Raw genomic sequence first — 25,939 nt, forward strand, 5'->3', positions numbered from 1 at the left:
GAAATCCCTCGAATCGACCGTGCCGGGTGCGTGAAGTGTCCATGGTGCGACTGGGGGCACGCCGGTTTTACTCAGCGTGACCATGTGTGGGTGGTGTGGGATCGCCCCGGGTCGCTGCTCGTGGAGTCGTCGTGCGTCCTGGTGTGTCCCTGAAGTCCTCGCTCGTCCGTCGTCTGACCCGGGGCGTCGCAGCCCCCGCCGTCGTCACCTTGGTGGCTGCTGGTCTGTCGCCCTTCCCGACGGCCCAGGCCGTGGAGCCCACCGCTGCCGAGGAGGCGGTCTCCGACATCAGGATCGGCCTGCTGGCCCTCAGCAACGCCCTCGGCGCCACGGCCCAGCAGCCCGCCCTCGCCGACGACCTGCCGCTCACCGACCTCTCTGTACGCGACGTGCTCCAGCTCGACACCGCGCTCGGACGACTGGTCTCCGACGTGCTGGCCGACAACCCCGCCGCGACCCTCGACACGCTGCCCGGCGTGCTGACCAGTGGGTCCGGCGGGGTGCTCGACATGAAGCGGGTCGAGCCGCTCCCCACGGCGCCGGCCGGCAGCCTCGAGTGGACCCTTGGCATCGACCTCACCGGCCGGGCCCCCGTCGCCCTGACCTACCAGGACGAGACGGTGCGCTTCGGCGCCGCCGAGCTCACCGGCGAGCTCGCGGGTGAGCTCACCGGCACCATCCGGCTGCGCTACGACGACACCGCCGAGGACCTGCGCGAGTTCTCCGTGGTGGGGGAGAACCCCCTCACCACCCGGGTCTGGACCCGCGCCGGTGGCGACGGCGACGCCGCCGAGACGCTGCAGGCCGAGCCCTTCACGGTGCTCGCCGGCTTCGTGGAGACCCAGGCCTCGGGCACCGGCCTCATCGACAGCTCCGTCGGTCTCAACCTGCGTGACGTCAACGGTCGCGGCGCCCTCACCACCGAGGACCTCCAGCTCAGCGACCCCGCGGAGATGTTCGCCACCGCGACGCCCCCGGGCGCCGACGACGTCACCTTCGACCTCGACCTGACCACCGACCTCATCCCCGGCGTCACCGGCCCCCAGGGGTCGGTCACGGTCGGGCTGCGCGAGCCGCAGGCGCCCACCGCGCCCGAGCCCGGCGCCGACGAAGACGACGAGCCCGCCGCTCCCCCCTACGCCACCCCCGTCGTCGACCTCGACACCGACGAGGGCTCCGACCCCGAGTCCGAGCTGAGGGTGCTGGCCTCGCTGAGCCAGACCCAGGCCCTCGCGGCCTTCACCCAGTACGCCACGGCGCTGCGCACCGCCGAGAGCGCCGCCGACGCCGAGCTGCCGCTCCTCGACGCCAACGTGAGCGACCTCTACTCGCCCGCCGACGACCTCATCGCGCTGCTCACCCAGCAGGCCACCGCCACGATCACCTGCGGCGCGGCCGACACCTCTCCTCCCACCGGTGCCCCGCGCCCGGGCCAGGTGCAGTACTGCCAGGCGACCACCACGGGCGTCTCGCCCGACGAGGAGCCGCGGATCGCGTGGGGCTCGCCCGACGCCGGCGTCGACGTGGTGCCCGCCGACGGTGCGGACCTCGGGGCGACCGTGGGCCCCTCGCCCACCGCCAACGTCGCCGTCACCGGCGGGGGAGGCTTCCCCACCCTCACCGTCTCCTTCGACAGCGGTGAGGAGCGGCGCACCGCACGCACCGTGGCCGGATCGGTGCAGGCCCTCGGCCGTGCCGTCGGCGACCTCGGCCTCGACGGCACCGTGACCTACGACCCGACGGCCCGCGCCCTCGAGATCGCCGTCGCCCAGTCGGTCACCGAGGCGCGCACGACCCAGGTCGCCACCGGGGGCACCGCCAGCCTCGCGCCGCTCACGGGCCTCACGGGCCTGTGCCAGTCGGTCGACGACGGCGCTCAGCGGGTCTGCCCCCGCATCGGCGAGCGCCCCGGCGCCCTCACCGAGCCCCCGTCGGGTGACGCCACGGTCACCACCGACGACCTCACCCTCAACGCCACCTTCGGCATCGGCCTGCTCGACCCGGCCCCCGCCACCGACCCGTCCGAGCCCACCGACCCCGCGGCGTCCGCCACCCCGGCCGAGGCGCCGGTCGCCTACGTCAAGCCCGCCGCCGACGGCCTGCTCTGGCAGGTCGGCAGCCTGCAAGCCTCCTTCGACGACGACGTCGAGCTCGCCGGCCGCATCGGCTTCCTGCAGACCGACGTCGACGTGGCCCGCGACGACTACACCCTCGAGCAGACGGGCGACCAGGCCGCCCGCGTCGTCCTGACCCCCGGCGACGTCGCCCTCGGCGAGGACCGCAGCGTCTCCGGCGCCGTCGACGTCGCCGACCTCCTCGACACCGGCGACGACCAGCCCGCCGCCGACGGGGCCGAGCCCGTCGACCCGGCCGCGACCGCCCCGGTCGACGGCGAGGTCTCCCTGCGCGCCGAGGCCCGCCTCGTCGTCTCCGACGGACCGCTCGCCGACGGCAGCCGCCTGATCGGCGACGACGGCACGAGCGGCACCATCGACGCCGTCTGGGAGCGGCTGGCCCTGGGCGCGCTGCCCACCGTCGCGACCAGCGAGACCTACGACGACCTCCGCCTGCTCGACCTGGTGCCCTCGCGCAACAGCGTGATGGGCGAGGGCAGCGGCGACGGCACCCTCACCGACCCCGCCGCCGACTTCCTCACCCAGTTCGGGATCGCCCCCGACGCCGCCGCCGACCAGCGCCGCGTCACCCGTCAGCTCATCGACCTCGGCGCCACCGACCCGACGCAGAACGTCTGCACCGCCTTCGACGTCCTCAGCGCCACCGAGCTGACCTGCGTCGACGGCCCCCTCGCGGCGGGCGGCTTCGCCGACGGTCACGCCTATGTCATCAACGGCGACTCCGAGGCCCTGCGCGACCTCCTGCTCGACGACCTCGCCGCCGTGCTGCTGGCCTACGCCCAGCCCAGCCCGGAGCTCGGCGCCGACAAGACGCTCCCGCTGGTCGACCTCATCCCGTCGGAGGTCAACCAGGCTCGCATCGGCCTCAACAACGTGCTCCTCGGGCTGCAGGGCTCGGCCACCGGCTCCCTCCCGGTCGCCGACGCCGTGCCCGTCTCCTCCCTGCAGGAGATGGCCGCCGCCGTGCCGGCGCTGGTCGACGACGCCACGGTCTCCTTCGAGCTCGACGGCGACAACCTGCTTTTCACCACCGGCCTCGACACCGCCCCTCGCACCGACCCCGCGCCGCTGCGCCTCGTCGCCGGCGACGCGCAGCTGCGCGTGCTCAGCGGCGGCACCGACGACGCCGGTCTCCCGACCCCCGTCACGGTGCGGGTGGCCTCCTCCTCCAGCGCCTCGATCTCCCTCGGCGTCGACCTCGCCACCGCACGGTCCTTCGTCGGCACCGAGGGCACCTCCGCCGTCGAGCGCATCACCGGCATCAGCGAGCGCACCGTCGCCGACATCGACGACAAGGACGCCGAGTACGGCTCCGCGGCCGTCCGCACCGGCGAGGGGTCCGACCTCGCCCTCGCCATCGACGCGACGACCGCCTCGGGCAGCGACGACGCCTGGGTGCCCCTCGCCGACTTCCGCGACTCCCTCACCCACACCCGCGCCCTCGGCGACGGCGCGTCCGCCCAGACCTGCACCACCGGACCGGTCACCTCGGCCTCGACCGCGACCACCGCGGCCTGCGCGACGGTGCCGATCGAGGGCGGCCAGACGGTCGCCCTGGCCATGGAGGCCGGCGACAGCTCCGGCGGCACCGGCGCCGGTCTCGACGACCTCCCGTTGTCGGTGCAGTTTCTCGCCGACGGCCTCGGCTCCTTCGACCGCACCCTGGGCGACGCCCTCGACGGCGACGTCTCCGGTCTGCGGCTCCCGCTCGTCGGTGCCGACCTCGACGCCGGCGCCGACATCCCCACCGCCGTGCGCCAGGTCAGCGGCGCGGCCCGCAACGCGCTGCGCGCGCTGGGCGACGTCGACGACGCCGACTCCTCCGACTCCCTCGTGACGGCCCTCGAGGACGCCCTCGCCGAGGTCACCGACAGCGGCACCGGCACGACGTTGGCCGGCGGGAGCGCCAGCCTCGACTGCGTGAGCAGCTGCGACACGGTCGGCGACATCGAGGAGATCACCATCCCCGTCACGCTGTCCGGCACCGCCTCGGAGGACGCGGCCTTCGACGCCGGACCCGCAGGCGTGCGCATCGACACGGTGGCCCCGGTAGTCACGGAGGTCTCCTGGACCCTTGACGTCACGCTGGGCATCACCCGCGGCACAGGACCGTTCCTGCTGCTCGGCTCGACCGACCCGGAGCTCACGGCGACCGTGAGCGCCGCGCTGCCCGAGTGGAGCGAAGGGGACTGCCACGCGTGGAGCCGCGCCGACGAGTGGACCACCGAGACCGGCACCGTCGTGCCGGTCGCCGGGGCCGGCACCCGTTGCGTCGACGCCGTGGTCGGCACCATGCCCGCCGTGCTCGTCGACCTGGGCGAGTCGGGCATGCGCGGCGCCACCCTGGACGTCGACCTCGTGCCCGGCGACGCCGGCGACGACGAGGGCCGGGTCTACCTCCCGGCGATCTACGACCGCGAGGTCGGCTTCGACGCCTCCGCCGACGGCGTCGGCGGTCTCGACCTCTACTTCGAGTCCTTCGCCGGCGAGATCGGGTTCTTCGACACCGTCGGCGCCCTGGCGCTGCCCTGGGTCGAGGACCAGGACGCCTTCGGCGACCTGGCCTTCGAGAACTCCTTCATCGACGCCGTGACCTTCTACAACGCCGTGGGCGACGGGTTCCGCCAGGCCCGCTCCTGGCTGGCTCCGCTCAACCCGGTGGTCGACACGCTCAACGCGCCGATCCCCGTCATCAACGACCTCGCCAACCTGGTCGGCGCCGGCCCGGTCTCGATGCTCTCGATCCTGGTCAAGCGCTACCCCGACCTCGGCATGCTCACCAACCTCATCGCCTTCCAGCAGCTGGTCGGCAAGCTCCCCGAGGCCGAGTCGGGCGTGCAGCTCGTCAGCCTCAGCAGCCTCGACGAGGGCGGCGAGCTCTCGGTCGACGCAGGCGACCTCAAGCTCGGCTCTTGCACCTCCACCGCCGTCGAGAAGCTCGACGACGGCACCACCACGTCCGAGACCACCCGGACGTCGCACGTCGGGGCCGAGTCGGCCTGCGACGTCGAGGAGGAGGACACCAAGAAGGGCGAGGACGGCACCGAGCCGGTCGAGGAGGACGCGGGGCCCGAGAAGCCCAAGACGGTCACCGAGATCAGCAAGGAGGCCTACGTCGGCCTGCCGAGCATCAGCATGCCGGTGCTCCAGGACTCCGAGCAGGTCTTCGACCTGCTGCTCGGCGAGGGCGACGCCACCCTGCTCTACGTCGACCTGGGCCACATGGGCTTCTCCGTCGGCGTCAGCCGCAGCTTCGGTCCCTTCATGGTCGGCCCCGTGCCGGTCAGTGCCTCCATCGGTGGCGAGATCGGCCTCGACGGCCGCATGGCCTTCGGCTTCGACACCCGCGGGCTGACCCAGAGGATCGAGTCGGTCGACCCCGGCGACACCGACGGGCTCTCCGGCGGCGGTTCGGTCTTCAAGGAAGGCTTCTACATCGACGACCTCGAGGAGGGTGAGGACGTCCCCGAGATCGAGCTCACCTTCACCGTCGAGGCCGGTGCGGCCGTCAGCATCGGCTTCGCCGAGGCGGGCATCAAGGGCGGGGTCGTGCTCGACCTCGGCCTGGACGCCTTCGACCCCGACAGCAACGGCAAGATCTACACCGACGAGTTCGCCGGCAGCAGCTCAGGACCGAGCTGCGCCTTCAACGTCTCCTCCGGCATCGTGTTCTTCCTGCAGTTCTACTTCAGCATCGATCTCTTCCTCTTCTCCATCGAGGAGGAGTTCGACATCGTCCGCAGCCCGCGCCTCACCCTCTTCGAGTTCAACTGCGAGGTCGAGGAGCCCGAGCTGGCCGTGCCCACCGCTGACGGCGACCTGCGGCTGCTCATCGGCGAGGGCTGGGCCGGCCAACGTCGGGCCTACACCTCGATCACCAACGAGAAGTTCACGATCCGTCAGGTCGGCACGACCTCCGACGGTGGCGCCAGCATCGAGGTGAGCGCCTTCAACCTGGTGAAGCCCTACGTGGTCCCGAAGGGCAAGAAGATCCTCGTCGACGCCGGCAGCGGCAACGACACCGTGCGCTTCTACCCCGGTCAGCTCATCGATGCGCCCGACCCTGGCGAGGACGGCGCCACCACCATCGAGGACGTGCCCTTCACCGTGCCCACCCGCGTCGACGGCGGCGCCGGCGTCGACACCATCGTCACCGGCGACGGGCCAGACGTCGTCACCGGCGGCGCCGGCAACGACACCGTCGACGCCGGCGCGGGCGACGACACCGTCACCGACGGCCAGGGCGGCTCGGGTCTCGACGTCTTCGACGGCGGCCGTGGCAAGGACCTCGTCGACGGCGGCACCGAGGCCGACCGCACCCGTGGCGGCCCGGCCGCCGACACCGTCGTCGGCGGCACCGGCGACGACGTGGTCGACGGCGGCGTCGGCTTCGACGTCAGGTCCACCTTCCCCAGCACCGACGACGAGGTCATCGCCGGCCTCATCGACTCCGGCGACCTGCTGGTCGGCGGCGAGGGCTCCGACCAGGTGGTCGGCGGCGACGGCTCCGACCTCACCGTCGGCGGCACCTACGCCGGCGCGGTTCCTGCGACCTACGGCGGCACCTTCGCCGTGCGCGTCACCGGCACGGCCGACAGCGGCACCCTGGTGCCGGGCATCCCGGTCACCGTGCCGTCGGTCGACCTGCCGGGCAGGGCCGCGATCGACGCCGCCTGCGCCAACCAGGGTGAGGTCGCCCAGGGCGGCACCGACAACGTGACCGGCGGTGGCAGCTCCGACTTCGTCGTCGGTGGCGGCGGGGCCGACATCCTCTCCGGTGGCGCCGGTGAAGACCTGGTGTGCGGTCGCGGGGGCGACGACCTCCTCGACGGCGACGGTTCCGACGTCGTCGCCCTCGACCAGGGCGACGACGACGTCCGCGGCGGCGCCGGGCGCGACCGCGTCTACGGCTCCGGTGGAGACGACCTCCTCGCCGGCGACGCCGACGACGACCTCGCCCGTGGCGGCGAGGGTGACGACACCCTGGCGGGTGGCACCGGCAGCGACCTGCTGATCGGTGACGCCGGCGACGACACCGTGGAGGCCGAGCCGGCCTCCGCCGGCGCCCCGCTCGGCGCGGGCCGCTCGATCGTGTGCCGACCCTCCACGAGCATCGTGCTCAGCCGCGTCGACCTCGACGGCGACCTCTCCGGGGTCTCCGACGACGGTCAGCTCGAGGGCCTCGAGGTCCGCGACGGCCAGGTCTACGCCGGCGGCGCGCCCTTCACCGGCGTGCTCGGCGGCGTCGTCTTCGCGGGCGGCCTCGCCGACCTCGACGGCAACGGCACCACCGGCCAGCGGCGCGCGGCGAACGTCGTCGGCGACACCGGCACGGTCGACCTCGCCGGTCTGACCGGCGCGAAGGGCGACGGTGACTGCGTCCTCGGCGGCGAGGGCACCGACGACCTCGACGGCGGAGCGGGCGGCGACTTCGTCGACGCCGGCGCCGGCGACGAGACCCAGGTCCGCGGCGGCGCGGGCGACGACTTCGTCCGCGGCGGCGACGGCGAGGACGTGCTGCACGGTGACACCGGCGAGGACCTGCTCTCCGGTGACGCCGGTCGCGACGTGCTCTTCGGCGACGCCGACGCCGACGTCCTGCGGGGCAGCTCCGACACCGACCTGCTCGCCGGAGGCGAGGGCGGTGACGAGCTGATCGGCGACGGCGGCGTGGACCTCCTCGTCGGCGGCGACGCCGACCTGGCCTTCTCCCCGAGCGCCTCCGACGCCCCCGGCGCCACCCCGCGCGACACCAGCCGTTCGATCCTGCCCGGAGTGCTCGCCACCCTCGGCGCAGACTCGGCCGGCGACGACGACCTCCTCTACGGCGGGCTCTCCGACGACTGGGTCTTCGGACAGGGCGGTGACGACGAGGTCTACGGCGGTCCCGACGACGACGTCGTCGAGGGCGGCTCCGGCTCCGACCTGGTGCAGGGCGACGACGGCGCCGACCTCCTCGTGGGTGGCTCCTCGACCTCCGGCCCGCTGACCCTCGACCGCACCGGGGCCGGCCGCCCCGACGGTGGCGACACCCTGGTCGGTGACGAGGGCGTCGACGCCAAGGACGGCAAGGACGTCCTGGTGGGCGACAACGCCCGTCTCGTGCCCCCGTCACAGAACACCGAGCCGGCCCGCACGTGGTGGGCCCGGATCCGACCCACGGTCGGCATCACCCTCTTCGACACCGCCACCACCCAGGCCCCGGCGGCCACCGTCTCCGGCGCCGACACGCTTCAGGGCGGCGGCAAGGACGACCTGCTGCTCGGGCAGGGCGGTGACGACCTTCTCGCGGGCGGCGACGGCAACGACGCGCTCGAGGGCGCGGCCGGCGGGGACGTCCTCACCGGCGAGCTCGGCGACGACCACCTCATCGGTGGCTCGTGGGTGGCCGGCTCCTACGACGGCGCCTCCTCCGACACCGTCGACGGTGGCGAGGGCAACGACCTCGTCGTCGGCGACAACGGCACCGTCACCGGGGCCGGCACCACCGCCGACCCCGCCGTGGTCACGCTGCTTGACGCACCGGCACCGGGCCGGGCGGCCGCGACGTCGACCTTCGGGCCTGACGCACTCTCCGGCGGCCTCGGCAACGACACGGTCTTCGGCCAGGGCGGCGACGACGTGCTCAACGGTGAGGACGGCGTCGTGCGGGTCGGTCTGCTGACCGGCGCCGGCGACGACCTCCTCGAGGGCGGCGCCGGCGCCGACACCCTCCGCGGCGACGACGGCGACGACGCCCTGGTCGGAGGCAGCTCGTCGAAGGACGGCAAGATCGTGGCCACCCGCACGGGCGTCGGTCAGCTCGACGCCGGCGACACCCTCGTCGGCGGCAACGGCGACGACGTGGCGGCGGGCGACAACGCCCTGTTGGCTCCGACGGGCACGCTGCGCACCGACGGCACGAAGCGCCGTACGGTCGCGCTCTTCGACCTCGACCGGTCCTCGGCTCGCGCCGCGGCCGGCACGAGCGCCGGTGACACCCTCGTCGGTGACGCGGGCCGCGACCTGCTCTTCGGGCAGGGCGGCGCTGACGACATCGACGGGGGCGAGGGCGACGACTACGCCGAGGGCGGCTCCGAGGACGACCTGGTCAAGGGCGGTCTCGGGGAGGACGACCTCGTCGGCGGCGGCTCGACCAGCAACGGCCTGGTCATCGGCGCCAAGCCGTCCGAGGACCGCTTGCTCGTGAGCCCGACCGCCACCGTCGACACCACGGCGGCCGGTCTGGTCGACGGCAACGACTCCCTCGACGGCGGCGACGGCACCGACATCGTGCTCGGCGACAACGGTCGGGTGACCCGCAACGGTCCCAACGTCGTGCTCCCGGGCGGTGGCTCGGGTCCCCGTGTGGTCCGGAAGGTCGCCATGGCGGACAGCGGCCCGGGCATCTGGGCCGGCAGCGACCTCCTCACCGGTGGCACCGGCGACGACGACCTCTACGGCCAGTTCGACAACACCGGCGCCAGCCGCCCCAAGCAGGTCGTCGCGGGACAGCCCGTCTCCGGCGACGTGCTCGACGGCGAGGCCGGCGACGACGCGCTCATCGGCGACCAGGGCGTCGACGTGCCGACTCCGGCGGCCTCGCTCGGTGCGGTCAACACCCGCATCAGCAGCCAGGCCGGCATCGTCACCGAGCTGATCCGTCCCAGCGGCACGCTGGTGCGGGTCGTCACCCAGACGCAGCCCACCATCGGTGGCGCCGACGTGCTGCTCGGGCGCGACGGCTTCGACTCGATCCACGCAGGCGCGGGCGTCGACACGGTCAACGCAGGCACCGGTGACGACGTGGTCTTCGGCGGCGACGGTGCGGACGCGCTGTGGGGTGACGCCGACCACGACCGGATCTTCGGTGGCAGCGGCGACGACGTCCTCGACGTCAAGCAGTCGCGCAGCGTGCCCGCGCTGTGGAAGGTCGTGGCCCCGACGCAGGACACCGACGGTCGCCGGGTCACCGTCAACGGCACCGACGTGCTCTACGGCGGCCTCGGGCACGACGCGTTGCAGGCCGACATGGGAGACCAGGGCAACGTGCAGGGCGACCGGCTCATCGACTGGAACGCGTCGTACAACCTCTACACGGTGTGCAGCGGACCCAACGGCGTCGGCGTCATCCTCAACACCTCGCAGCCCGGCACGGTCTCACTGCTGACGGGCCTGGCCCTCAACACCGGGTCGGTGGGCTCTGCGGAGCTGGCCCTCGTGCCGGCCTCGGGAGAGCGCTCGCCGGCCCACCCGCTCCCGCCGGGCACATACGCCTGCGAGACGGGCTGATCCGAGAACGCCCCACACCGTCGGCCCCACCCGAGCACTCGGGTGGGGCCGACGGCGTCCGGGGGAGGGACGGTGCCGTCCGGGATCCCGTCGGGAGGAGGGCCCGGACGATCCCGGACACCCGAGCCACCCAGAACGCGCCCGCGACCCCGCGACCCGGGCCTACGGTCACGCCGTCCGCCCCGAGAGCGGACCGGCGCCGAAGCGGAGCGCCGTACGACCCCCCTCCGACAGGAGCCCCCATGCGAACCCACCTGCGCCGCGTCGGCCTCGCCCTCACCGCGGCCCTCCTCACCACCACCTCCCTCGGCGCCGGCAGCGTGCACGCCGACGAGGGCGGCCTCGACCTCGTCGGGGCCGGGCTGATCACCGACCGCTGGGGCGGTTTCCCCTCGCTCAGCTGGGGCTTCCAGGGCATCGGTGCGCGCATCTCCGACGCGACCGTGACCCGCGGCCACGTCTACGTCGCCACGGCGACCGACACCGTCACCGGTGAGCAGGTCTCGTCGCAGCCGTGGGAGCCCCCGAAGGGCTGGGACGGCGCCGACGCCGTCGTCGACATCCTGCCCGGCCCCGGCGTGGTCTTCGGGCAGACCTACGACGTCGTGGTCGCCGAGCTCGACGGGGAGACGGTGGTGGAGGAGTCGGCACCCGACCGCGTCACCTACGAGGCGGTCGAGCACCCTGAGAGCCTCACGTTGCACCGGACCACCAAGACCACCGTCAAGGCCGGCTCGCTGCTGCGCTTCGACTGGAAGGGCGCCTACGGCGACGACGTCGCCTCGGTCACCCAGATCGTCGCCGCCCGCGGGGCCTCGGGCTTCCGCGACCGGCGCTCGGACTTCCTGGTCTGCAAGAACAGCTACTGCCCGACCAAGGACCAGATCCGCTTCGTGCGCACGTCGAGCAAGGAGCTCGAGACGCGGATCAGGGTGCCCGAGCGGCTCGCCGGCAAGACGCTCGTCATCGCCGTCTACGGCTCCCCGAAGCGCGACCGTGCCTCCGGGCTCTCCGTCGCCTCACCGTGGGGCTGGGTCTACGAGCTGAAGGTCACCCGCTGACGACCCGGCCGTGAAAGCAGCGAGGGCGGGCCCGGATGGGCCCGCCCTCGCTCACGTCGCCTGGTCGGCTACTTCAGCACCGTGGTGCCGGAGTCCTCGTCGTCGATCCAGTCCTGGCCGTCGTCCCAGAAGTCCTCGCCGCCGGCGCCCTTCTTCTTGTCCTTGCTGCCGCGCCCCGCGCCGCCGCCGACCCCGGCCGCACCACGGCCACCGGCCCCGCGGCCCCCGGCGCCGGTGCCACCGCGGGCGGCCCCACGGGCCCCGCTGCGGCTGCCGCCACGACCGCCCGCACCGGCGGCGCCCGCCGTACGGGCTCCGCCCGTGGAGCCGGGAGCGGCGACCGCCGCGCCGCGGCCCAGGGCGCCCGAGGCGCCCGTGCGGGCCGACGCGCCGATGGCGCCGGCCTTCGTGGCGGCGTTGGAGAGCGAGCCGGCCAGGCCGCTGAAGGCACCGCTCTTGATGCCGCCCAGGAGCGCGCCGCCCCCGATGGCGCCGGCGGCCACGCCGCCCGCGACACCGCCGGGGAAGCCGCCGCCCGTGCTGCCGCCCGAGCCGCTGGTGCCCGTGCCCGACGCGCCGCCGTTGGTCCAGGAGCCGGGGTCGCCGATGTCGGGGTCGGTGCCGTCGGGGACCTCCGGCTCGCCGGTGATCGGCGGCTCGGTGATGATCGGGGGCTTCGGCTCCTCGGGGTCGACCGGGTCGATGATCGGGTCGCGGTCACGATCGGGGTCGCGGTCACGATCGGGATCGCGGTCGATCCGGCCGCCCTCGTCGGGGCGCCACGTGCTGTTGCCCCCGCCGCCTCCGCCGGAGCCGTCGCCGTAGGGGTTGTCGCCACCCCCGCCGCCGCCGCCACCCGTGCCGGGGAGGGGCTCGGGGTCGGGGATCTTGTGGATGTCCTTGAAGATGGTGATCGGCTCGTCGTAGTCGGCCTCCATCTGGTCCGCGATCTCGCGGGCGCGCTGCTCGCGGGCCTGCTCGCGCTGGGCCGCCAGGGTCGCGGAGTTGTCGGCCGTGGTCTTGGCCTGGTCGTTCTCCGCCTGGGTCTTCTCCGGGTCGGGCGTGTAGGTGATCGGCGTCAGGGACGGCAGCTCGGTGTCGATCTTGTCGCGGGCCTCGCGGGCCTTGATCACGCCGTCCTTGGCCATCTGGAGCGCCAGCTTGCCGCGGAAGGCCTCCGTGCCACGCTCGCGCATGCGGTCGGCGGAGGCACTGAGGGCGTTGAACATGGCGGGACCGGTCTCGCCTCCGATGTCCACCCCGTTCTGGGCGGCCGTCGACAGGTGGATGGCCACCCTGTTGAGCACCTCGGAGACGTTCTCCCAGGCGGTGACGCCATTGGTGATGGCGTCGTCGCTCGACTGGTCGACGGCCTGGTCGAGACGCGTCCGCTCCGTGCCCTTCATCGGTTCTCCAGGTTCTGGTTGATCGCTTCCACCGCGTCGGTGCTGCTCTGGATCTGCGCCAGGGCCTCGGCGGAGTGCGTGTCGGTCGTGTTGGTCCCGTCGCGGAACGTCTGGACCGCCTCGATGTAGATGTTCATCGCCTGCCGGAGGTCCACCAGGCTGTCGCGGAGGTAGTCCTTGGCCTTGTCGGCGTGTCCGCTGAGCTCGGTGCCCCGCGGCAGCGAGCCGAACGACGACCCGGCGGCCCAGTCCAGGTCGGTGGAGCTGAGGTCTCCCTCGCCCGTGCTCAGCTCCTCGAGGATGCCTTCGATGACGCCGTAGTCGATGATGAGCTCCTGCAGGGCACCTACGAGCCCTGGCAGTGGCGTGGTGTCGCTCATGAGCGCGTCCTCCTGGGACAGTCGAGGTGTCGTGGGCTCAGGGTGTGGCCGAGACGCTCCTTCCCCTCGCGCTGCGACTTCTAACGTCCTCGACAGAAGTCGTCCGCCCCGCGTGCGCTCCCTCGGCCGGCAGGGCCTCCCGCGGGCGGCTGCGCCCGTGGGGGGTCTGGCACGCTGTGGCCATGCTGTCCCGTGCGCGCACCGTCCTGTTGTCCCTGACCGCCGCTGCCGTAGCGATGACCGGCGTCGCATGCTCCGACAACGGCTCGGGGGACGATCCCGACCGGTCCTCGACCGCGGCGGCGTCCCCCACCGACGCCGGCTCCGCGGGCTCCACCAGCGCCTCGGCGGAGCCCTCGGAGCCCTCAGAGCCCTCGGAGTCCGAGGCGCCAGACGGCACCGAGCTGCGGATCGAGGGGATCTCCGTCGTCGCGCCCCAGGGTGCGAAGCCCCAGGAGCTGGGCGAGGGGCTGATCAGCGCGGACTACGCCGACGGGTCCTTCGTCAACGCCGGGTCCATCCCCGACTACGGCGGGTCGCTGCGCGAGCTGGCCCAGACCGCCGCCGAGACCTCGCGCTTCCCGACCCCGCCCACCGTGCTGGCGCCGGTGGAGTACGTCGGACAGCGCTGGTGGCACCTCGCCGGGCCGGCCGGCCTGGGCGACCGGGTGGAGTCGTTCGGCACCAGCACGGGGGAGTACGTCGTCTACGTGGAGTTCGGCATCCCGCAGGGCACCAGCCGGGCCGACGCTCAGGAGCGGATCGAGTCGGTGATGGGGAGCGTCGAGCTCGGCTGAGGTGTGACGCCGCTGCGCCCGGGGGAGGGTGGGGGCATGAGGTCGTACCGCCTGGCCGCTGCTGCGGTCGTCTCCTGCTGCGGCGTACTGGTCTCGGGGTGTGGGGGCGGCTCTGAGGGCGACCCTGTGGACACGGCGCAGTCTTCGACGTCCTCGGCTGGTCCGACCGGCGCATCCTCGGGGCCGCCCTCGGCTGACTCCGATCCGACCGACGATCCCGCCACCGGCGAGCGGGTCGAGATCCCCGGCCTGAGCGTCAACGCCCCCGAGGGCACGACGGTCGAGCCGGTCAGCGACGACCTGGTGCAGGTCGGCTTCTCCGGCGCGACCACCGACGCGATGCAGATCGCCTCCATCCCGTCCTACGGCAGCACGCTGCGCGAGCAGGCCGACATCTTCCGCGAGACCGCGCCCTACGGACCCGACCTCGAGTCGCAGCAGCCGGTGGAGTACGCCGGGACGCGGTGGTGGCACCTCGCGGGCTCCGCCGACGGTGGCACCGGCCTGGGCACGACGGCCGAGGTCTTCGGCACGACCTCGGGCGAGCTGCAGGTCTACGTCGTCTTCGAGCTCGACCGCAGCGTCTCCGACGCCGAGGCGCAGGAGCGCGTCGAGTCGGTGATGGGCAGCGCCGAGCTGACGGGGTGACGCGCCGACCGGTCGGCGGGCGTGGTTTCGAGACGGTCGCTGGCGCTCCCTCCTCAACCACCGGGGCCGGGTAACGCTGCCTCCTCGACGACCGGGGGTGGTTTCGAGACGGTCGCTGGCGCTCCCTCCTCAACCACCGGGGCCGGCTGGCGCTCTCTCCTCGACCACCGGGGGCGGTTTCGAGACGGTCGCTGGCGCTCCCTCCTCAACCACCGGGGGCGGGTGGCGCTGCCTCCTCGACCACGGCGCGGTCAGGCGCCGAGCAGGACCACGACGGCGAGGAGCAGCGAGACGCCGACGACGGCGGCGGTCATCAGCAGGCCCAGGCCGAAGGCGGGCAGGGGGCGGCCGGTGCGCATCGCGCGCTCGACGCACGCCCAGCGGGCCAGCGCGACCGCGGTGGTCAGCCCGCCGAGGAGCACCAGCACCACGACGAGGGTCAGCCGCAGCCACGTCGGCTCCGGCACCCCCAGCGACGACAGCGCGACGCCGCCGGCGAGCAGGGCCAGCGAGGTGCGCACCCAGGCGAGGAAGGTGCGCTCGTTGGCGAGCACGTAGCGAGGGTCGGGCTCCTGGCCCTCGCCGTAGACCCACGCGGGGCGGCGCGGGCGCTCCTGCCCACGGGGGCTCTCGCCGGGAGCGGGGGAGGCGGACGCGGGCACGCGACCATCGTGCCGCACGACCGCGGGCGCGGGAGGGTCGGCGGCGGGCGGTAGCGTCCGGCCATGACCGCAGGCCTCCCCCCGACCTCCGAGTTCGACACGCAGACCGCCGTCACGGCGCAGGGCGAGGGGCGCTACGCCGCCGAGCTCGCCGCCGGGTGGAAGGTCGGGGGCGGCCTCAACGGCGGCTACCTGCTGGCCACCCTCGGCACCGCCGTGCGCGCCGAGCTGGCCGAGCGCGGCAAGCCCGACCCGCTGGTCATCAGCGCCTACTACCTCTCCGCCGCGACCGCGGGGCCGGCCGAGGCCCAGGTCGCCGTACGCCGCGACGGCGGCCGCGTCGCCACCGTCGCCGCCGACCTCGTGCAGGACGGGCAGACCCGCATCACCGCGCTGGCCACCTACGGCGACCTCGCCCGCGCCGCCGACGACGTGCGCACCACCGCCGTCGAGCCCGAGCTCCCGCCGTTGGAGCAGTGCGTGCGCAACACCGACGCCCCGCCCGAGGTGCGCGCGATGGCGCCGCTGATGGAGCGCTTCGACATGCGCTTCGCCCCCGAGAGCGCCGGCTGGGCGGTCGGCGCGCCGAGCCGCCGCGGGGAGATCGCCGCGTGGTTCCGCCTGCACGACGAGCGCGACCCCGACCCGCTGTCGCTGCTGCTCGTCGTCGACGCCCTGCCGCCGGTGACCTTCGACCTCGGGCTCATGGGCTGGGCCCCCACCGTCGAGCTCACCGCCCACGTGCGGGCCCGGCCCGCCCCTGGCTGGCTCAAGGTGCGCCACGCCACCCGCAACCTCGCGGGAGGCATGTTCGAGGAGGACTGCGAGGTCTGGGACTCCGCCGGGCGCCTCGTGGCCCAGGCGCGCCAGCTCGCGATGGTGCCGCGCGGGGCCTGAGCCGCCTGCGGGCGCGGGCGTCAGCGGGGCACGCGCAGCTCGCAGATCCAGCGGCGGCGGGGGTGCTCGGTGACCGTCCAGAGCCGGTCGTCGGCGGGGGTGTCGCCGGGCCAGACGGCGAGGTCCTCGGGACCCATCGGGGTCGCCCAGCGGCGGGGCCGCCAGGGGTCGGCGGCGTCGGGGGAGGCGCCGGTGACCAGGGTGCCCGGGGTCCAGGGGCCGTGGGAGGTCGTCACGTGCCAGCGCCCGCGCGAGACCACCGCGCCCTGCATGCCGGCCACCCCGCTGTCGTGCACCGAGAGCGGGCGGGCGCGTCCGTCGTCGCCGACCACGGGGGCGCCCTCGGGAGAGAGGGCGAAGCGGGCCAGGCGCCGGGTCCGGCGGCCCCGGGCGTACTCGCCGACCACCAGCTCCGGGCCCGCCGCGGGCGCGGCGGACGACGACGCGGGTGACGCGGGGGAGGCGTCGACGGAGAGGAACGAGTAGCGCAGCGGCTCGACGCCCTCACCCGAGCCGGCGGCGTGGCCGCGCCGCACGGGCAGCACCCAGCGGTGGCCGAAGGTCTCCGCGCGGCGACCGGCCGGCACCTCGACGACGTCGTCGACCCGGGCGCTCCAGAAGCCCTTCGCGGTGGCGGCGACGTGCAGCCACGACCCCACCCACGCGATGCCGCCCGCGTGCACCTGCAGCGGCTTCCACGACCCGTCGGCCTGCGCGCGCACCAGCAGGACGTGGTCGTAGCGGCGCGTCTCGAGGTCGACGACGCTGATCCGCGAGCCCTGGCCGCCCGGCGGCGTGGGCTCGCCCGGCATCGTCTTGGCGTACCAGCTGACCATCAGCACCCGCCCCGGCACCGGTGCCTCGGCCGCCCCCGCCGCGGCGTCGGCCGACGAGGTCACCCCCTGCGGCCACCAGCGGGGGTCGCGCCGGTCGGGCCCCTGCCACGTCCACGAGCGGCGCGCCGCGAGACCCGGCGACAGGGTCCGCCGCAGCCGCCGGCCCTCGCGGGGCAGAGCCACCACCAGCCCCGCGAGACCCGCGCGCCGCCCGCCGTACGACGAGACGAGCGCGTCGATCGCGGGGCCGGCGTCGCGGCCCGGGGTGAGCCAGAGGTCGGGGTCGGTCACGGGGTCCTCCTGGTCGACGGGCGGGGCTCCAGCCTGGCAGGTCGTCCTGGTCGGGCTGCCCGGGACGGGTCGTCGAGAGGGAGGAGCGCCAGCGACGAGCGTCTCGCGATCACCGTCGGGCCGGTGGTTGAGGAGGGAGGAGCGCCAGCGACGAGCGTCTCGAAACCACTGTCCCCGGGCGTAGTGGTTTCGAGACGGTCGCTGACGCTCCCTCCTCAACCACCGGGGCTGGCGCTCCCTCCTCAACCACCGGGGCTGGGGCTCCCTCCTCGACCACCGGGGCTGGGGCTCCCTCCTCGAGCACCGGGGCTGGGGCTCCCTCCTCGACCACCGTCGGGGTGGGGGCGGGCGGAGCGGGTGGCGACGGCGACACCGAGGACGGCGACGACCAGGCCGACGAGCTCACGGGCGTCGAGGGTGTCGCCGAAGCAGAACCAGGCCATCACGGCGGTGACGGGGGGCATGAGGAAGAAGACGCTGGCCGAGGCCCCGGCGCCGCCGCGGCGCACGACGGCGCCGAGCAGCAGCAGGCCGACAATGGAGTTGACGACGGCGAGGTAGGCCACGGTGGCGACCGCGACGGCGGGGTCGTGCACGGGGCGGGTGCCCTCGAGCAGCAGCCCGAGCACCACCAGCGGCACGGCGCACACGGCGAACTGCACCACCGCCGCCCACACCGGGTCGATCGCGCCTCCGGGCGGCGTCGCGCCCGACTCGGCCGCGCCGGCCTCCTCGAGGGAGTCAGAGGGCAGGCCCGCGCCCTCGGCGCGCGCCGGGGCGGCCGCCGTCCAGCGCTGGCCGAGGGTGCCGAGGCAGAGGCTGAGGGTGCTCAGCACGCCGAGGGTGATGCCGACCGCCCCGCCGGCCTCCTCGACGTCGGGGCCGAGGATCGTCACGACGCCGGCGACGCCCACGACCAGGCCGACGACCTGCACGCGGGTGACCCGCTCGCGCAGCAGCACCCCGGCGAGCACGACGGTGAGCACGGGGGAGAGCGAGTGCATCAGCGCGCCGAGGGTGGCGCCGAGGCCGACGTCGAAGGCGAGGTACATGAAGACGAACTGCAGCCCGTTCATCATCAGCCCCACCGCGCCCAGCCGCACGAGCACGCGCCGCGGCAGCCGCATCGGCCCGCGGCGCCACCGCGCCCACGCCCCCAGCAGCAGCGTCGCCACCACGAAGCGCAGCGCCAGCAGCGTGATCGGCTCCACCGCCTCGACGCCGAGCGGGCCGGCGATGTAGCCCGAGGACCACACCACCACGAAGGCCGCCGCTGGCACGAGCGGCACCTGCGGGTGCGGCAGGTGCGGGTGGTGGCGGCCGTGGTCGGTGGCGGGGTCGGCGTCCCGGTCGGCGCCGGGTCGCGAGCCGGCCGGCTGCGCGGCCGACGGGGCAGGCGTGCGACGAGGTCCCCGAGACAGCATGGGCCCACCCTGCACCACCGGTGCGCGGGAGACCTAGAGTCGGGCTCGTGGACGGGCAGCGGGAGCGGCTGGTGGTGGGCGCGGCGCTCGTGCGCGGCGGGCGGGTGCTGGCCGCGCGGCGTACGGCTCCGCCGGAGGCGGCGGGACGCTGGGAGCTGCCGGGCGGCAAGGTCGAGGCCGGCGAGACCCCGGGCGACGCGCTGGTGCGCGAGGTCGCCGAGGAGCTGGGCTGCGAGGTCGAGGTGGTGGCGTGGCTGCGACCGCTGACGGGGCCGGCGACGGGGCCCGCAGCGGGCGCCGCCGGGGCGACCGCCGACGGGGTGGCGGTGCGGCCCGGGCTGACGTTGCGGGTGGCCACGGCGCGGCTGGTGCGCGGCGAGCCCGAGCCGGGCGAGCACGACCTGCTGGCCTGGGTCGGCCCCGACGAGCTCGACGACCTCGACTGGCTCGAGCCCGACCGGCCCTTCCTGCCCGAGCTGCGCCACGTGCTGCTCACCGCGCCGGTGGCCTCGGCGCGCGCGGTCTTCTTCTCCGACGACGACGCCCGGGCCGTGGAGCGCCGGCTGCGCGCCGACGGCTACGACGCCCACGTCGAGCGCGAGCGGCTGGCCGGGGAGGACGACGACGAGGACCACCCCTGGGCCGTGGTCACTGACGCCCCCGCCTTCGTGCTCGACGTGCTCTGCGACGAGCACGACGGCTGGCTCGACGAGGGCCTCGAGGCTCCCGACGCGCCGCCCGCGGCGCCGCTGGACCTGCCGAGCGCGCCGAGGCGGATCAAAAAGCCGCAGTGAGGTGTTGGGGCCACTGACCGGCCGGTGCGCCGGTCGCGGTGCACGGCGGCGGGACTCCCGCGGCCGGGCGCCCTCCGCCCCTGTCGGACCTCGTCCCTAGGATCCTCGCCATGCCCGCAGCGCCCGCCCACGCCTCCCAGCAGCCGCCCGCCGCCACGCCCGCCGAGCAGCGGCTGCTCCTCGTGCACGCCCACCCCGACGACGAGACGATCGGCCAGGGCGCCACGATGGCGCAGTACGCCGCGCAGGGCCGCTCGGTCACCCTCGTCACCTGCACCGCCGGCGAGATGGGCGAGATCCTCGTGCCCGAGCTCGAGCACCTCGCCGCCGACAAGGAGGACCGCCTCGGCGAGCACCGCCGCGGCGAGATCGCCGACGCGATGGCCGCCCTCGGCGTCACCGACCACCGCTGGCTCGGCGGCTTCGGGCACTACCGCGACTCCGGCATGCAGTGGCACGCCGACGGCCACGCCGTCGCCGCCGACGACGTGCACGACAACGCCTTCTCCCGCGCCGACCTCACCGAGGCCGCCACCCTGCTGGTCGAGGTGGTCCGCGAGGTGCGCCCGCAGGTGCTGGTGACCTACGACGAGTTCGGGGGCTACGGCCACCCCGACCACATCCAGGCCCACCGCGTCGCGATGTACGCCGCGCAGCTCGCGGCCGTGCCGTCCTACCGCCCCGACCTCGGGGCGGCGTGGGACATCGCCAAGGTCTACTGGGGCGCCATGTCGGAGAGCCGCATGCGCGCCGGCCTGCGCGCCCTGCGCGACGCCGGCGACACCACCTCCTTCGAGGGCATGGACCCCGACGGCCCGCTGCCGCACTTCGTGACCGCCGACGACGACCTGTCCTGCGCCGTCGACGCCCAGGACCACGTCGAGCGCAAGATGGACGCCCTGCGGGCCTACCCCACGCAGGTCACCCTCGACGGGCCCTTCTTCGCGCTGTCCAACAACGTCGGCGCCGCCGCCTGGGGCGTGGAGTTCTACCGCCTGGTCAAGGGCGCCCTGGGCCCGGTCGGCGACGACGGGCTCGAGAGCGACCTCTTCGCCGGGCTCGCCGGCGACGCGGGCTGACCCCGCCCGTGGTGGCCGAGGCGCCGGCGCACCCCGGGGCGCCGGGGCGAGCGGCCCGACCGGGGCCGGTCGGGCTGGTGCTGCGCGTGCTCGCCGCCGGGCTGCTGGCCGCGGTGGGCGCGGCGACCGCGACCGCCGTCGTGCTGGTGCACCCGTTGTGGTGGGGCCTGCTGCTCGGCGCGGCCGCCACCCTGGCCACGGCGTGGGCCCTGCCGCGGTCGTGGTGGGCGCGCCCGCCGTGGGCGCTGGCGTGGGTGGTCGTGCTCGGCGTCGTGCTGGAGAGCTCCCCGGGGTCGGGCTACCTCGTCGCCCAGGACGTCGCGGGCTACCTGCTGCTCGGCCTCGGGCTCGTCGTCGTGGTCCTCGTCGTCTCCGACGTGACCACCCTGGTGCTCCGTCCGCGTGGCGCCGGACCCGGTGACCGGCCCGGTGACCGACCCGATGACCGGACCGGTGACCAGCCCGGTGCTCGGCCCCCGGAGGGCGCCGCCGCGGCCGACCCCGCGCCGCCCGCCCAGGGCCGGGGATCCTGACCCGGCGCGGGCCCTTCCTTAGGATGGGGGTCGTGAGCCCGCGAGACGACGCCAAGCCGCCCCGCCCCGACCGCGAGGGGAGCGGGGGCAAGGTCGTCGCCGCGGTCATCGGCGGGCTGGCCCTGCTCGCCGGTGGCGGCTACGCCGCGCTGGCCCTCACCGCCGGCGACAAGGTGCCGCGCGGCACGGCCGTCTCGGGCGTCGACATCGGCGGGCGCACCCAGGCCGACGCGGTCGCCGCGCTCGAGGAGGGCCTCGCCGAGCGCGAGAGCGGCCGGCTGCGGGTCTCCGTGGCCGGCTCCGACGCCGAGCCGCTGCGCATCAGCCCCGCCGACGCGGGGCTCTCGGTCGACCACCTCGCCTCGGTCGAGGCCGCGGGCGGCGAGCGCACCTGGGACCCCCGCCGCCTGTGGGACTACTACACCGGCGGCGACGACCTCGAGGCCGTCGTCGACGTCGACCCCGCCGCGCTCGACGCGCTGGTGACCCGCCTCGACGACGAGGCCGGTGCTCCCGCGGTCGACGGCGAGGTCGTCTTCGGTCCCGCGGGCGTCAGCACCGTCTCCCCGCAGCAGGGCCGCGCCCTCGACGCCGAGGAGGTCCGCGAGGCGCTGGAGGCGGCGTACGTCGCCGAGCGCCGCGCCGACCGCCGCGTCGAGCTGGAGCCGGTCGTGGTGGAGCCCGACATCGACGCCGCCGACGTGCAGGCCGGCCTCGACGACTTCGCCAACCCCGCGCTGTCCGCCTCGGTCGTGCTGCGCTTCGACGGCACGCCGCTGCGGCTGCAGCCGGCCGACTACCGCGAGGCGCTCTCGATGGAGCCCGTCGACGGGGAGCTCGAGCCGCGCGTCGACACCGAGGCGCTGAGCGCGCTGGTCGACTCGATGACCACCTCCGACGACCCCGTCGACGCCACCGTCGCGCTGGTCGACGGCCGCCCGGAGGTCGTGCCGGGCCGCCCCGGGGTCTCCTACGACCCCGACGACGTCGCCGCCGACTTCCTCGACGTGCTGACGCGCCGCGAGGGCAGGCGCGAGGTCGACGTCGCGGCCACCGTGGCCCGGCCCGACTTCACCACAAAGGACGCCCGGGCGCTGGGGATCCGCGAGCGGGTGTCGTCGTTCACGACGTACTTCCCCTACGCGGAGTACCGCAACGTCAACATCGGCCGCGCCGCGGAGATCGTCGACGGCACGGTCGTGAAGCCGGGCGAGACCTTCTCCCTCAACGACATCGTGGGCGAGCGCACGGTCGAGAACGGCTTCACCACCGGCACCATCATCAGCGACGGCGTCTTCGTCGAGGACCTCGGCGGCGGCGTCTCGCAGATGGCGACCACGACCTACAACGCCGCCTTCTTCGCCGGCCTCGAGGACGTCGAGCACAAGGCGCACTCGGTCTACATCGACCGCTACCCCGTGGGCCGCGAGGCCACCGTCGTGTGGGGCGCGGTCGACCTGCGCTTCCGCAACGACACCGACCACGGCGTGCTGGTCGACACCGCCTTCTCCGACAGCACCCCGTCGTCGCAGGGCGTGCTGACGGTCTCGATCTGGTCGACCAAGACCTGGGACATCACCACCCGGACCTCCGAGCGCTACGACTACACCGCCCCGGCCACGCAGACCCTGAGCACCGAGAACTGCCTGCCCAACACCGGCTACTCCGGCTTCTCGGTCGACGTGTGGCGCTACTTCCGGCGACCCGGCGATGACCGGCTGGTCAAGCAGGAGAAGATCCACACCGACTACATCCCCTCCGACACCATCATCTGCCGCCCGCCGGCGGGTGCCGGGCGCGGCTGACCCGAGCGGCTGACCCGAGCTGCCGGCCAAGGGTCCGGCCAGGGCCCCGACCTCAGGCCGGGGAGACGCGGAGCCGGTCGCGACCGACGTCGTGGCGACGCCCGCGCGAGTCGGTGGCCCGGGCGAGCAGGGTGTGCACGCCGGGGGCCTCGGGCACCCAGGGGTGCTCCCACTCGACGGGGCCGGCCGGCTCGTTGGGCCCGGTGAGGGTGGCCTCGTGCCAGCTCTCGCCGCCGTCGGTGCTCACCTCGACGATGGCCACGGTGGCGTCGTGCACGCACGCCGTGCCCCGCAGCACGCACATCCGCCCCTCCCGCGCCTCGACCGCGGTGTCGATCGCCACGCGGGGGTCGAGGGGCTGGCAGCCAGACGGCTGGGGGAGGCCGGCGTCGGTCATCATGCGCGTAACCATACTGACCTAGGTGAGTTACGCGAACTACTGGCTCGGCGTGTCCGGCGCGCACCCGGGCCCGTCGGAGCCGACGAGGCCGGCCGCTCTAGCCTGGGCGCGTGCTGCTCCACCTGCGCGTGACCGCGCCCGCCGACCTGACCGAGTCGGTCTGCCAGACCCTCTGCCGCCACGACTGGATCACCAACGTGACCCTCCAGCGCGGCGTGGTGCTCGAGCCCGCCGGCGACCTCGTCGAGGCCGACGTGGCGCGGGAGAAGGCCGGACCGGTGATCCGCGAGCTCACCCGCCTGGGGCTGCGCGAGCGCGGCGGGATCGTGGTGACCTCGCCCACCGGCACGCCCTTCGACGCCGCCGACCGGCTCGAGCGCGCCGCCCCGGGCCACCCCGACGACGCCGTGATCTGGGAGTCGGTCGAGGCGGCCGCGGAGGCGGGCGCCGTGCCCACGGTGTCCTTCCACGTCTTCCTCGTGCTCGCGGTCGTGCTGGCCGCGGTGGCGGTGATCACCGATTCCGCGGTGCTCGTCATCGGGGCGATGGTGGTCGGCCCGGAGTTCAGCGCGATCGCGGCCACCTGCGCCGGGCTGCTGCTGGGCCGCTGGGGGCTCGTCGGCCGCGGGCTCCGGCTGCTCGTGCTGTCGTTCCTGCTCGCCATCGTGGTCGTGACGCTGCTGGCGGTGCTGGCCCGGGCGACCGGGCTGGTCACGCTCGAGGAGGTCGTGCGCGAGCGGCCCAACACCGGCTTCATCTGGCACCCCGACCGCTGGTCCTTCATCGTCGCCCTGGTCGCCGGCGCCGCCGGCGCCCTCGCGCTGGCCATCGAGAAGACCGCCACCATGGTCGGGGTGTTCATCAGCGTCACCACCGTGCCGGCCGCCGGCAACCTCGCCCTCGGCCTGGCCTTCCTCGACGGCGGCGAGATCCGCGGGTCGCTGGCCCAGCTGGGGCTCAACGTCGCCGGCATGATCATCGCCGGCACCCTGGTGCTGGTGGTGATGCGGCTGTGGTGGACGCCGATCACCGTGGCCAGCGAGCGGCTCTTCCGCCGGCTGTCGTGACCGGGCTCAGGTCCCGCTGCCCGGACCGCCGCCGGTGAAGCCGTCGCCCGGCCACGCGGCGACCCCGGGCGGGACGAGGTAGCGCGTGAGGTGGTGGGGGAGCAGGCCCAGGCCGTCGTAGAGGGCGAGGGCGGGCTCGTTGTCGGTCTCGACGTGCAGCCACACGGTGCTCGCCCCGCGCTCGGCGCCCCACTCCAGCAGCGCGTCCATCACCTCGCCGGCCAGGCCCTGGCGGCGGTGCTCGAGGCGGACCTTGAGCGCGTGCAGCCCCAGCCAGTCGCCGTCGAGGATGGCGCGGCCCTCGGCGATGCGGCCCGCCGAGGTCGCGACCACCGCGAGCGCCCGGTCGCCGGTGACCTCCACGTGGGTGCGGTCGACGGCGGGGGCGAGGCCGCGCCGGCGCCGGCGTACGGCGGCCAGCGAGCCGAGCCGGAACTCGACCTCCCCGTGCGGCAGCAGCCCCCAGCCCGCGGCGAGCGCGGCGGCCTCGACCGGCCCGTCGGCCTCGACCTGCAGCAGCGCGGGCCGGTCGCGCTCGGCGTAGAAGGCCTCGACCCGGGTCAGGGCCTCGGCCACCGGCACGCCGGGGTCGCCCACGGCCAGGCAGGAGTTGGCGCGCTTGAAGGGCCTCCCCACCGGCATCGGGTCGCTGCGGGCCACCCAGTCGCCCAGGTCGCGGCGCTCGACGTCGGGGAAGGCCGAGAAGGAGTGGCCCTCGGCCTCGCGGGCCGAGACCCGCTGGCGCACCGACGCGCGCGGCGGCACCGGCTTGCCCGAGACGATGTCGCGCAGCGCGATCTCGACCGGCTCGCCCCGCTCCGGGGCGATCGTGCAGGTCTCGGCGCCCCAGGCCGTGCACGTGCCGAGCAGGTCGGTGAAGGCCGGGCCGCCCGTGGGGCCGGCCTCGGGCTCGTCGCCCGAGGCGCCGCCGCCGCGCACGATCCGCCTCACCACGACCCGCGTGCCCACGACGTGCGGACCCAAGCGGTGGGCGGGGGCGGCGTCGGGCACGCCGGGATACTAGGCTGTGGGAGTCCATCAGCACCCCCAGGCCCCGGCCTGGATCTCCACTCCCAGGAGGATCCCGGTGACCTACGTCATCTCCCAGCCGTGTGTCGACGTCAAGGACCGCGCCTGCGTGGACGAGTGCCCCGTCGACTGCATCTACGAGGGCAAGCGGATGCTCTACATCCACCCCGACGAGTGCGTCGACTGCGGTGCGTGCGAGCCGGTCTGCCCGGTCGAGGCCATCTTCTACGAGGACGACACGCCGGAGGAGTGGAAGGACTACTACGACGCCAACGTGAAGTTCTTCGACGAGCTCGGCTCGCCCGGCGGCGCTGCGAAGATGGGGGAGATCGACCACGACCACCCCTTCATCGCCGCCCTCCCCCCGCAGAACCAGGACCACTGAGCGACACGGCCGGGCCGGGCGCGCGGGGCACCGTCTCCG

Annotated in this window: 18 protein-coding genes; 11 read left to right on the forward strand and 7 right to left on the reverse strand. The window is 74.7% G+C overall.

Annotated features, from left to right (window positions below):
- Nucleotides 1-212 precede the first annotated feature (212 nt).
- Together LPA27_RS10730 and LPA27_RS10735 are read left to right on the forward strand one after the other, a co-directional pair.
- The gene (locus LPA27_RS10730; RefSeq protein ID WP_228942416.1) at nt 213-10,406 is read left to right on the forward strand and encodes a hypothetical protein; all 10,194 of its coding nucleotides are present in this window, start codon (nt 213-215) and stop codon (nt 10,404-10,406) included.
- Nucleotides 10,407-10,648: 242 nt separating this feature from the next.
- Complete coding sequence (locus LPA27_RS10735; protein WP_228942417.1) at nt 10,649-11,467, forward strand: hypothetical protein; 819 nt, start codon at nt 10,649-10,651, stop codon at nt 11,465-11,467.
- A gap of 68 nt (nt 11,468-11,535) precedes the next feature.
- Here the strand turns inward: LPA27_RS10735 and LPA27_RS10740 are convergent, their stop codons facing one another.
- Both LPA27_RS10740 and LPA27_RS10745 read right to left on the reverse strand, forming a co-directional pair.
- On the reverse strand, nt 11,536-12,873 hold the full coding sequence (locus tag LPA27_RS10740; protein WP_228942418.1) for a hypothetical protein: 1,338 nt from the start codon (nt 12,871-12,873) through the stop codon (nt 11,536-11,538).
- A complete protein-coding gene (locus LPA27_RS10745; RefSeq protein WP_228942419.1) occupies nt 12,870-13,253 on the reverse strand; it encodes a hypothetical protein in 384 nt (127 codons plus the stop codon). Before LPA27_RS10745 ends, LPA27_RS10740 begins: the two co-directional genes overlap by 4 nt.
- 182 nt (nt 13,254-13,435) lie before the next feature.
- Here LPA27_RS10745 and LPA27_RS10750 point away from each other — a divergent pair, with 182 nt between their 5' ends.
- Both LPA27_RS10750 and LPA27_RS10755 read left to right on the forward strand, forming a co-directional pair.
- Nucleotides 13,436-14,050 (forward strand): hypothetical protein, encoded by a 615-nt coding sequence (locus LPA27_RS10750; protein ID WP_228942420.1) that lies wholly within the window; start codon nt 13,436-13,438, stop codon nt 14,048-14,050.
- A 36-nt stretch (nt 14,051-14,086) separates the two neighbouring features.
- A complete protein-coding gene (locus LPA27_RS10755) occupies nt 14,087-14,698 on the forward strand; it encodes a hypothetical protein (RefSeq protein ID WP_228942421.1) in 612 nt (203 codons plus the stop codon).
- A 251-nt stretch (nt 14,699-14,949) separates the two neighbouring features.
- Here the strand turns inward: LPA27_RS10755 and LPA27_RS10760 are convergent, their stop codons facing one another.
- The gene (locus LPA27_RS10760; RefSeq protein ID WP_324251255.1) at nt 14,950-15,360 is read right to left on the reverse strand and encodes a YidH family protein; all 411 of its coding nucleotides are present in this window, start codon (nt 15,358-15,360) and stop codon (nt 14,950-14,952) included.
- A 63-nt stretch (nt 15,361-15,423) separates the two neighbouring features.
- Here LPA27_RS10760 and LPA27_RS10770 point away from each other — a divergent pair, with 63 nt between their 5' ends.
- The gene (locus tag LPA27_RS10770) at nt 15,424-16,257 is read left to right on the forward strand and encodes a thioesterase family protein (protein WP_228942422.1); all 834 of its coding nucleotides are present in this window, start codon (nt 15,424-15,426) and stop codon (nt 16,255-16,257) included.
- Between the two features lie 20 nt (nt 16,258-16,277).
- Here the strand turns inward: LPA27_RS10770 and LPA27_RS10775 are convergent, their stop codons facing one another.
- A complete protein-coding gene (locus LPA27_RS10775) occupies nt 16,278-17,384 on the reverse strand; it encodes a hypothetical protein (protein ID WP_228942423.1) in 1,107 nt (368 codons plus the stop codon).
- 242 nt (nt 17,385-17,626) lie between these two features.
- Nucleotides 17,627-18,808, reverse strand: a complete 1,182-nt coding sequence (locus LPA27_RS10780; RefSeq protein WP_228942424.1) for a DMT family transporter — start codon at nt 18,806-18,808, stop codon at nt 17,627-17,629.
- Between the two features lie 47 nt (nt 18,809-18,855).
- On the opposite strand from LPA27_RS10780, the gene LPA27_RS10785 reads away from it, so the two are divergent.
- The 4 genes from LPA27_RS10785 (at nt 18,856) to LPA27_RS10800 (ending at nt 23,019) form a co-directional block, all read left to right on the forward strand.
- On the forward strand, nt 18,856-19,602 hold the full coding sequence (locus LPA27_RS10785) for a (deoxy)nucleoside triphosphate pyrophosphohydrolase (RefSeq protein ID WP_228942425.1): 747 nt from the start codon (nt 18,856-18,858) through the stop codon (nt 19,600-19,602).
- A 110-nt stretch (nt 19,603-19,712) separates the two neighbouring features.
- Nucleotides 19,713-20,681 (forward strand): N-acetyl-1-D-myo-inositol-2-amino-2-deoxy-alpha-D-glucopyranoside deacetylase, encoded by a 969-nt coding sequence (gene mshB / locus LPA27_RS10790; RefSeq protein WP_228942426.1) that lies wholly within the window; start codon nt 19,713-19,715, stop codon nt 20,679-20,681.
- A gap of 77 nt (nt 20,682-20,758) precedes the next feature.
- Nucleotides 20,759-21,214 carry a hypothetical protein gene (locus tag LPA27_RS10795; RefSeq protein ID WP_228942427.1) on the forward strand — a complete coding sequence of 152 codons (456 nt, stop codon included), beginning with the start codon at nt 20,759-20,761 and terminating at the stop codon, nt 21,212-21,214.
- Between the two features lie 32 nt (nt 21,215-21,246).
- A complete protein-coding gene (locus LPA27_RS10800; protein ID WP_228942428.1) occupies nt 21,247-23,019 on the forward strand; it encodes a VanW family protein in 1,773 nt (590 codons plus the stop codon).
- Between the two features lie 52 nt (nt 23,020-23,071).
- Here the strand turns inward: LPA27_RS10800 and LPA27_RS10805 are convergent, their stop codons facing one another.
- Nucleotides 23,072-23,419, reverse strand: a complete 348-nt coding sequence (locus LPA27_RS10805) for a hypothetical protein (RefSeq protein WP_228942429.1) — start codon at nt 23,417-23,419, stop codon at nt 23,072-23,074.
- A 110-nt stretch (nt 23,420-23,529) separates the two neighbouring features.
- Between LPA27_RS10805 and LPA27_RS10810 the strand changes: the two genes are divergently transcribed.
- A complete protein-coding gene (locus LPA27_RS10810) occupies nt 23,530-24,486 on the forward strand; it encodes a DUF389 domain-containing protein (protein WP_193665191.1) in 957 nt (318 codons plus the stop codon).
- Between the two features lie 6 nt (nt 24,487-24,492).
- Here LPA27_RS10810 and LPA27_RS10815 read toward each other — a convergent pair whose 3' ends face one another.
- Entirely contained in the window at nt 24,493-25,497 is a 1,005-nt protein-coding gene (locus tag LPA27_RS10815) for a GNAT family N-acetyltransferase (protein ID WP_228942430.1), read from the reverse strand.
- A 76-nt stretch (nt 25,498-25,573) separates the two neighbouring features.
- Here LPA27_RS10815 and fdxA point away from each other — a divergent pair, with 76 nt between their 5' ends.
- A complete protein-coding gene (gene fdxA, locus LPA27_RS10820) occupies nt 25,574-25,900 on the forward strand; it encodes a ferredoxin (RefSeq protein WP_056862274.1) in 327 nt (108 codons plus the stop codon).
- Nucleotides 25,901-25,939: the final 39 nt, after the last annotated feature.

The sequence above is a fragment of the Nocardioides sp. Leaf374 genome (assembly GCF_916862475.1).
Lineage (GTDB): Bacteria > Actinomycetota > Actinomycetes > Propionibacteriales > Nocardioidaceae > Nocardioides > Nocardioides kribbensis.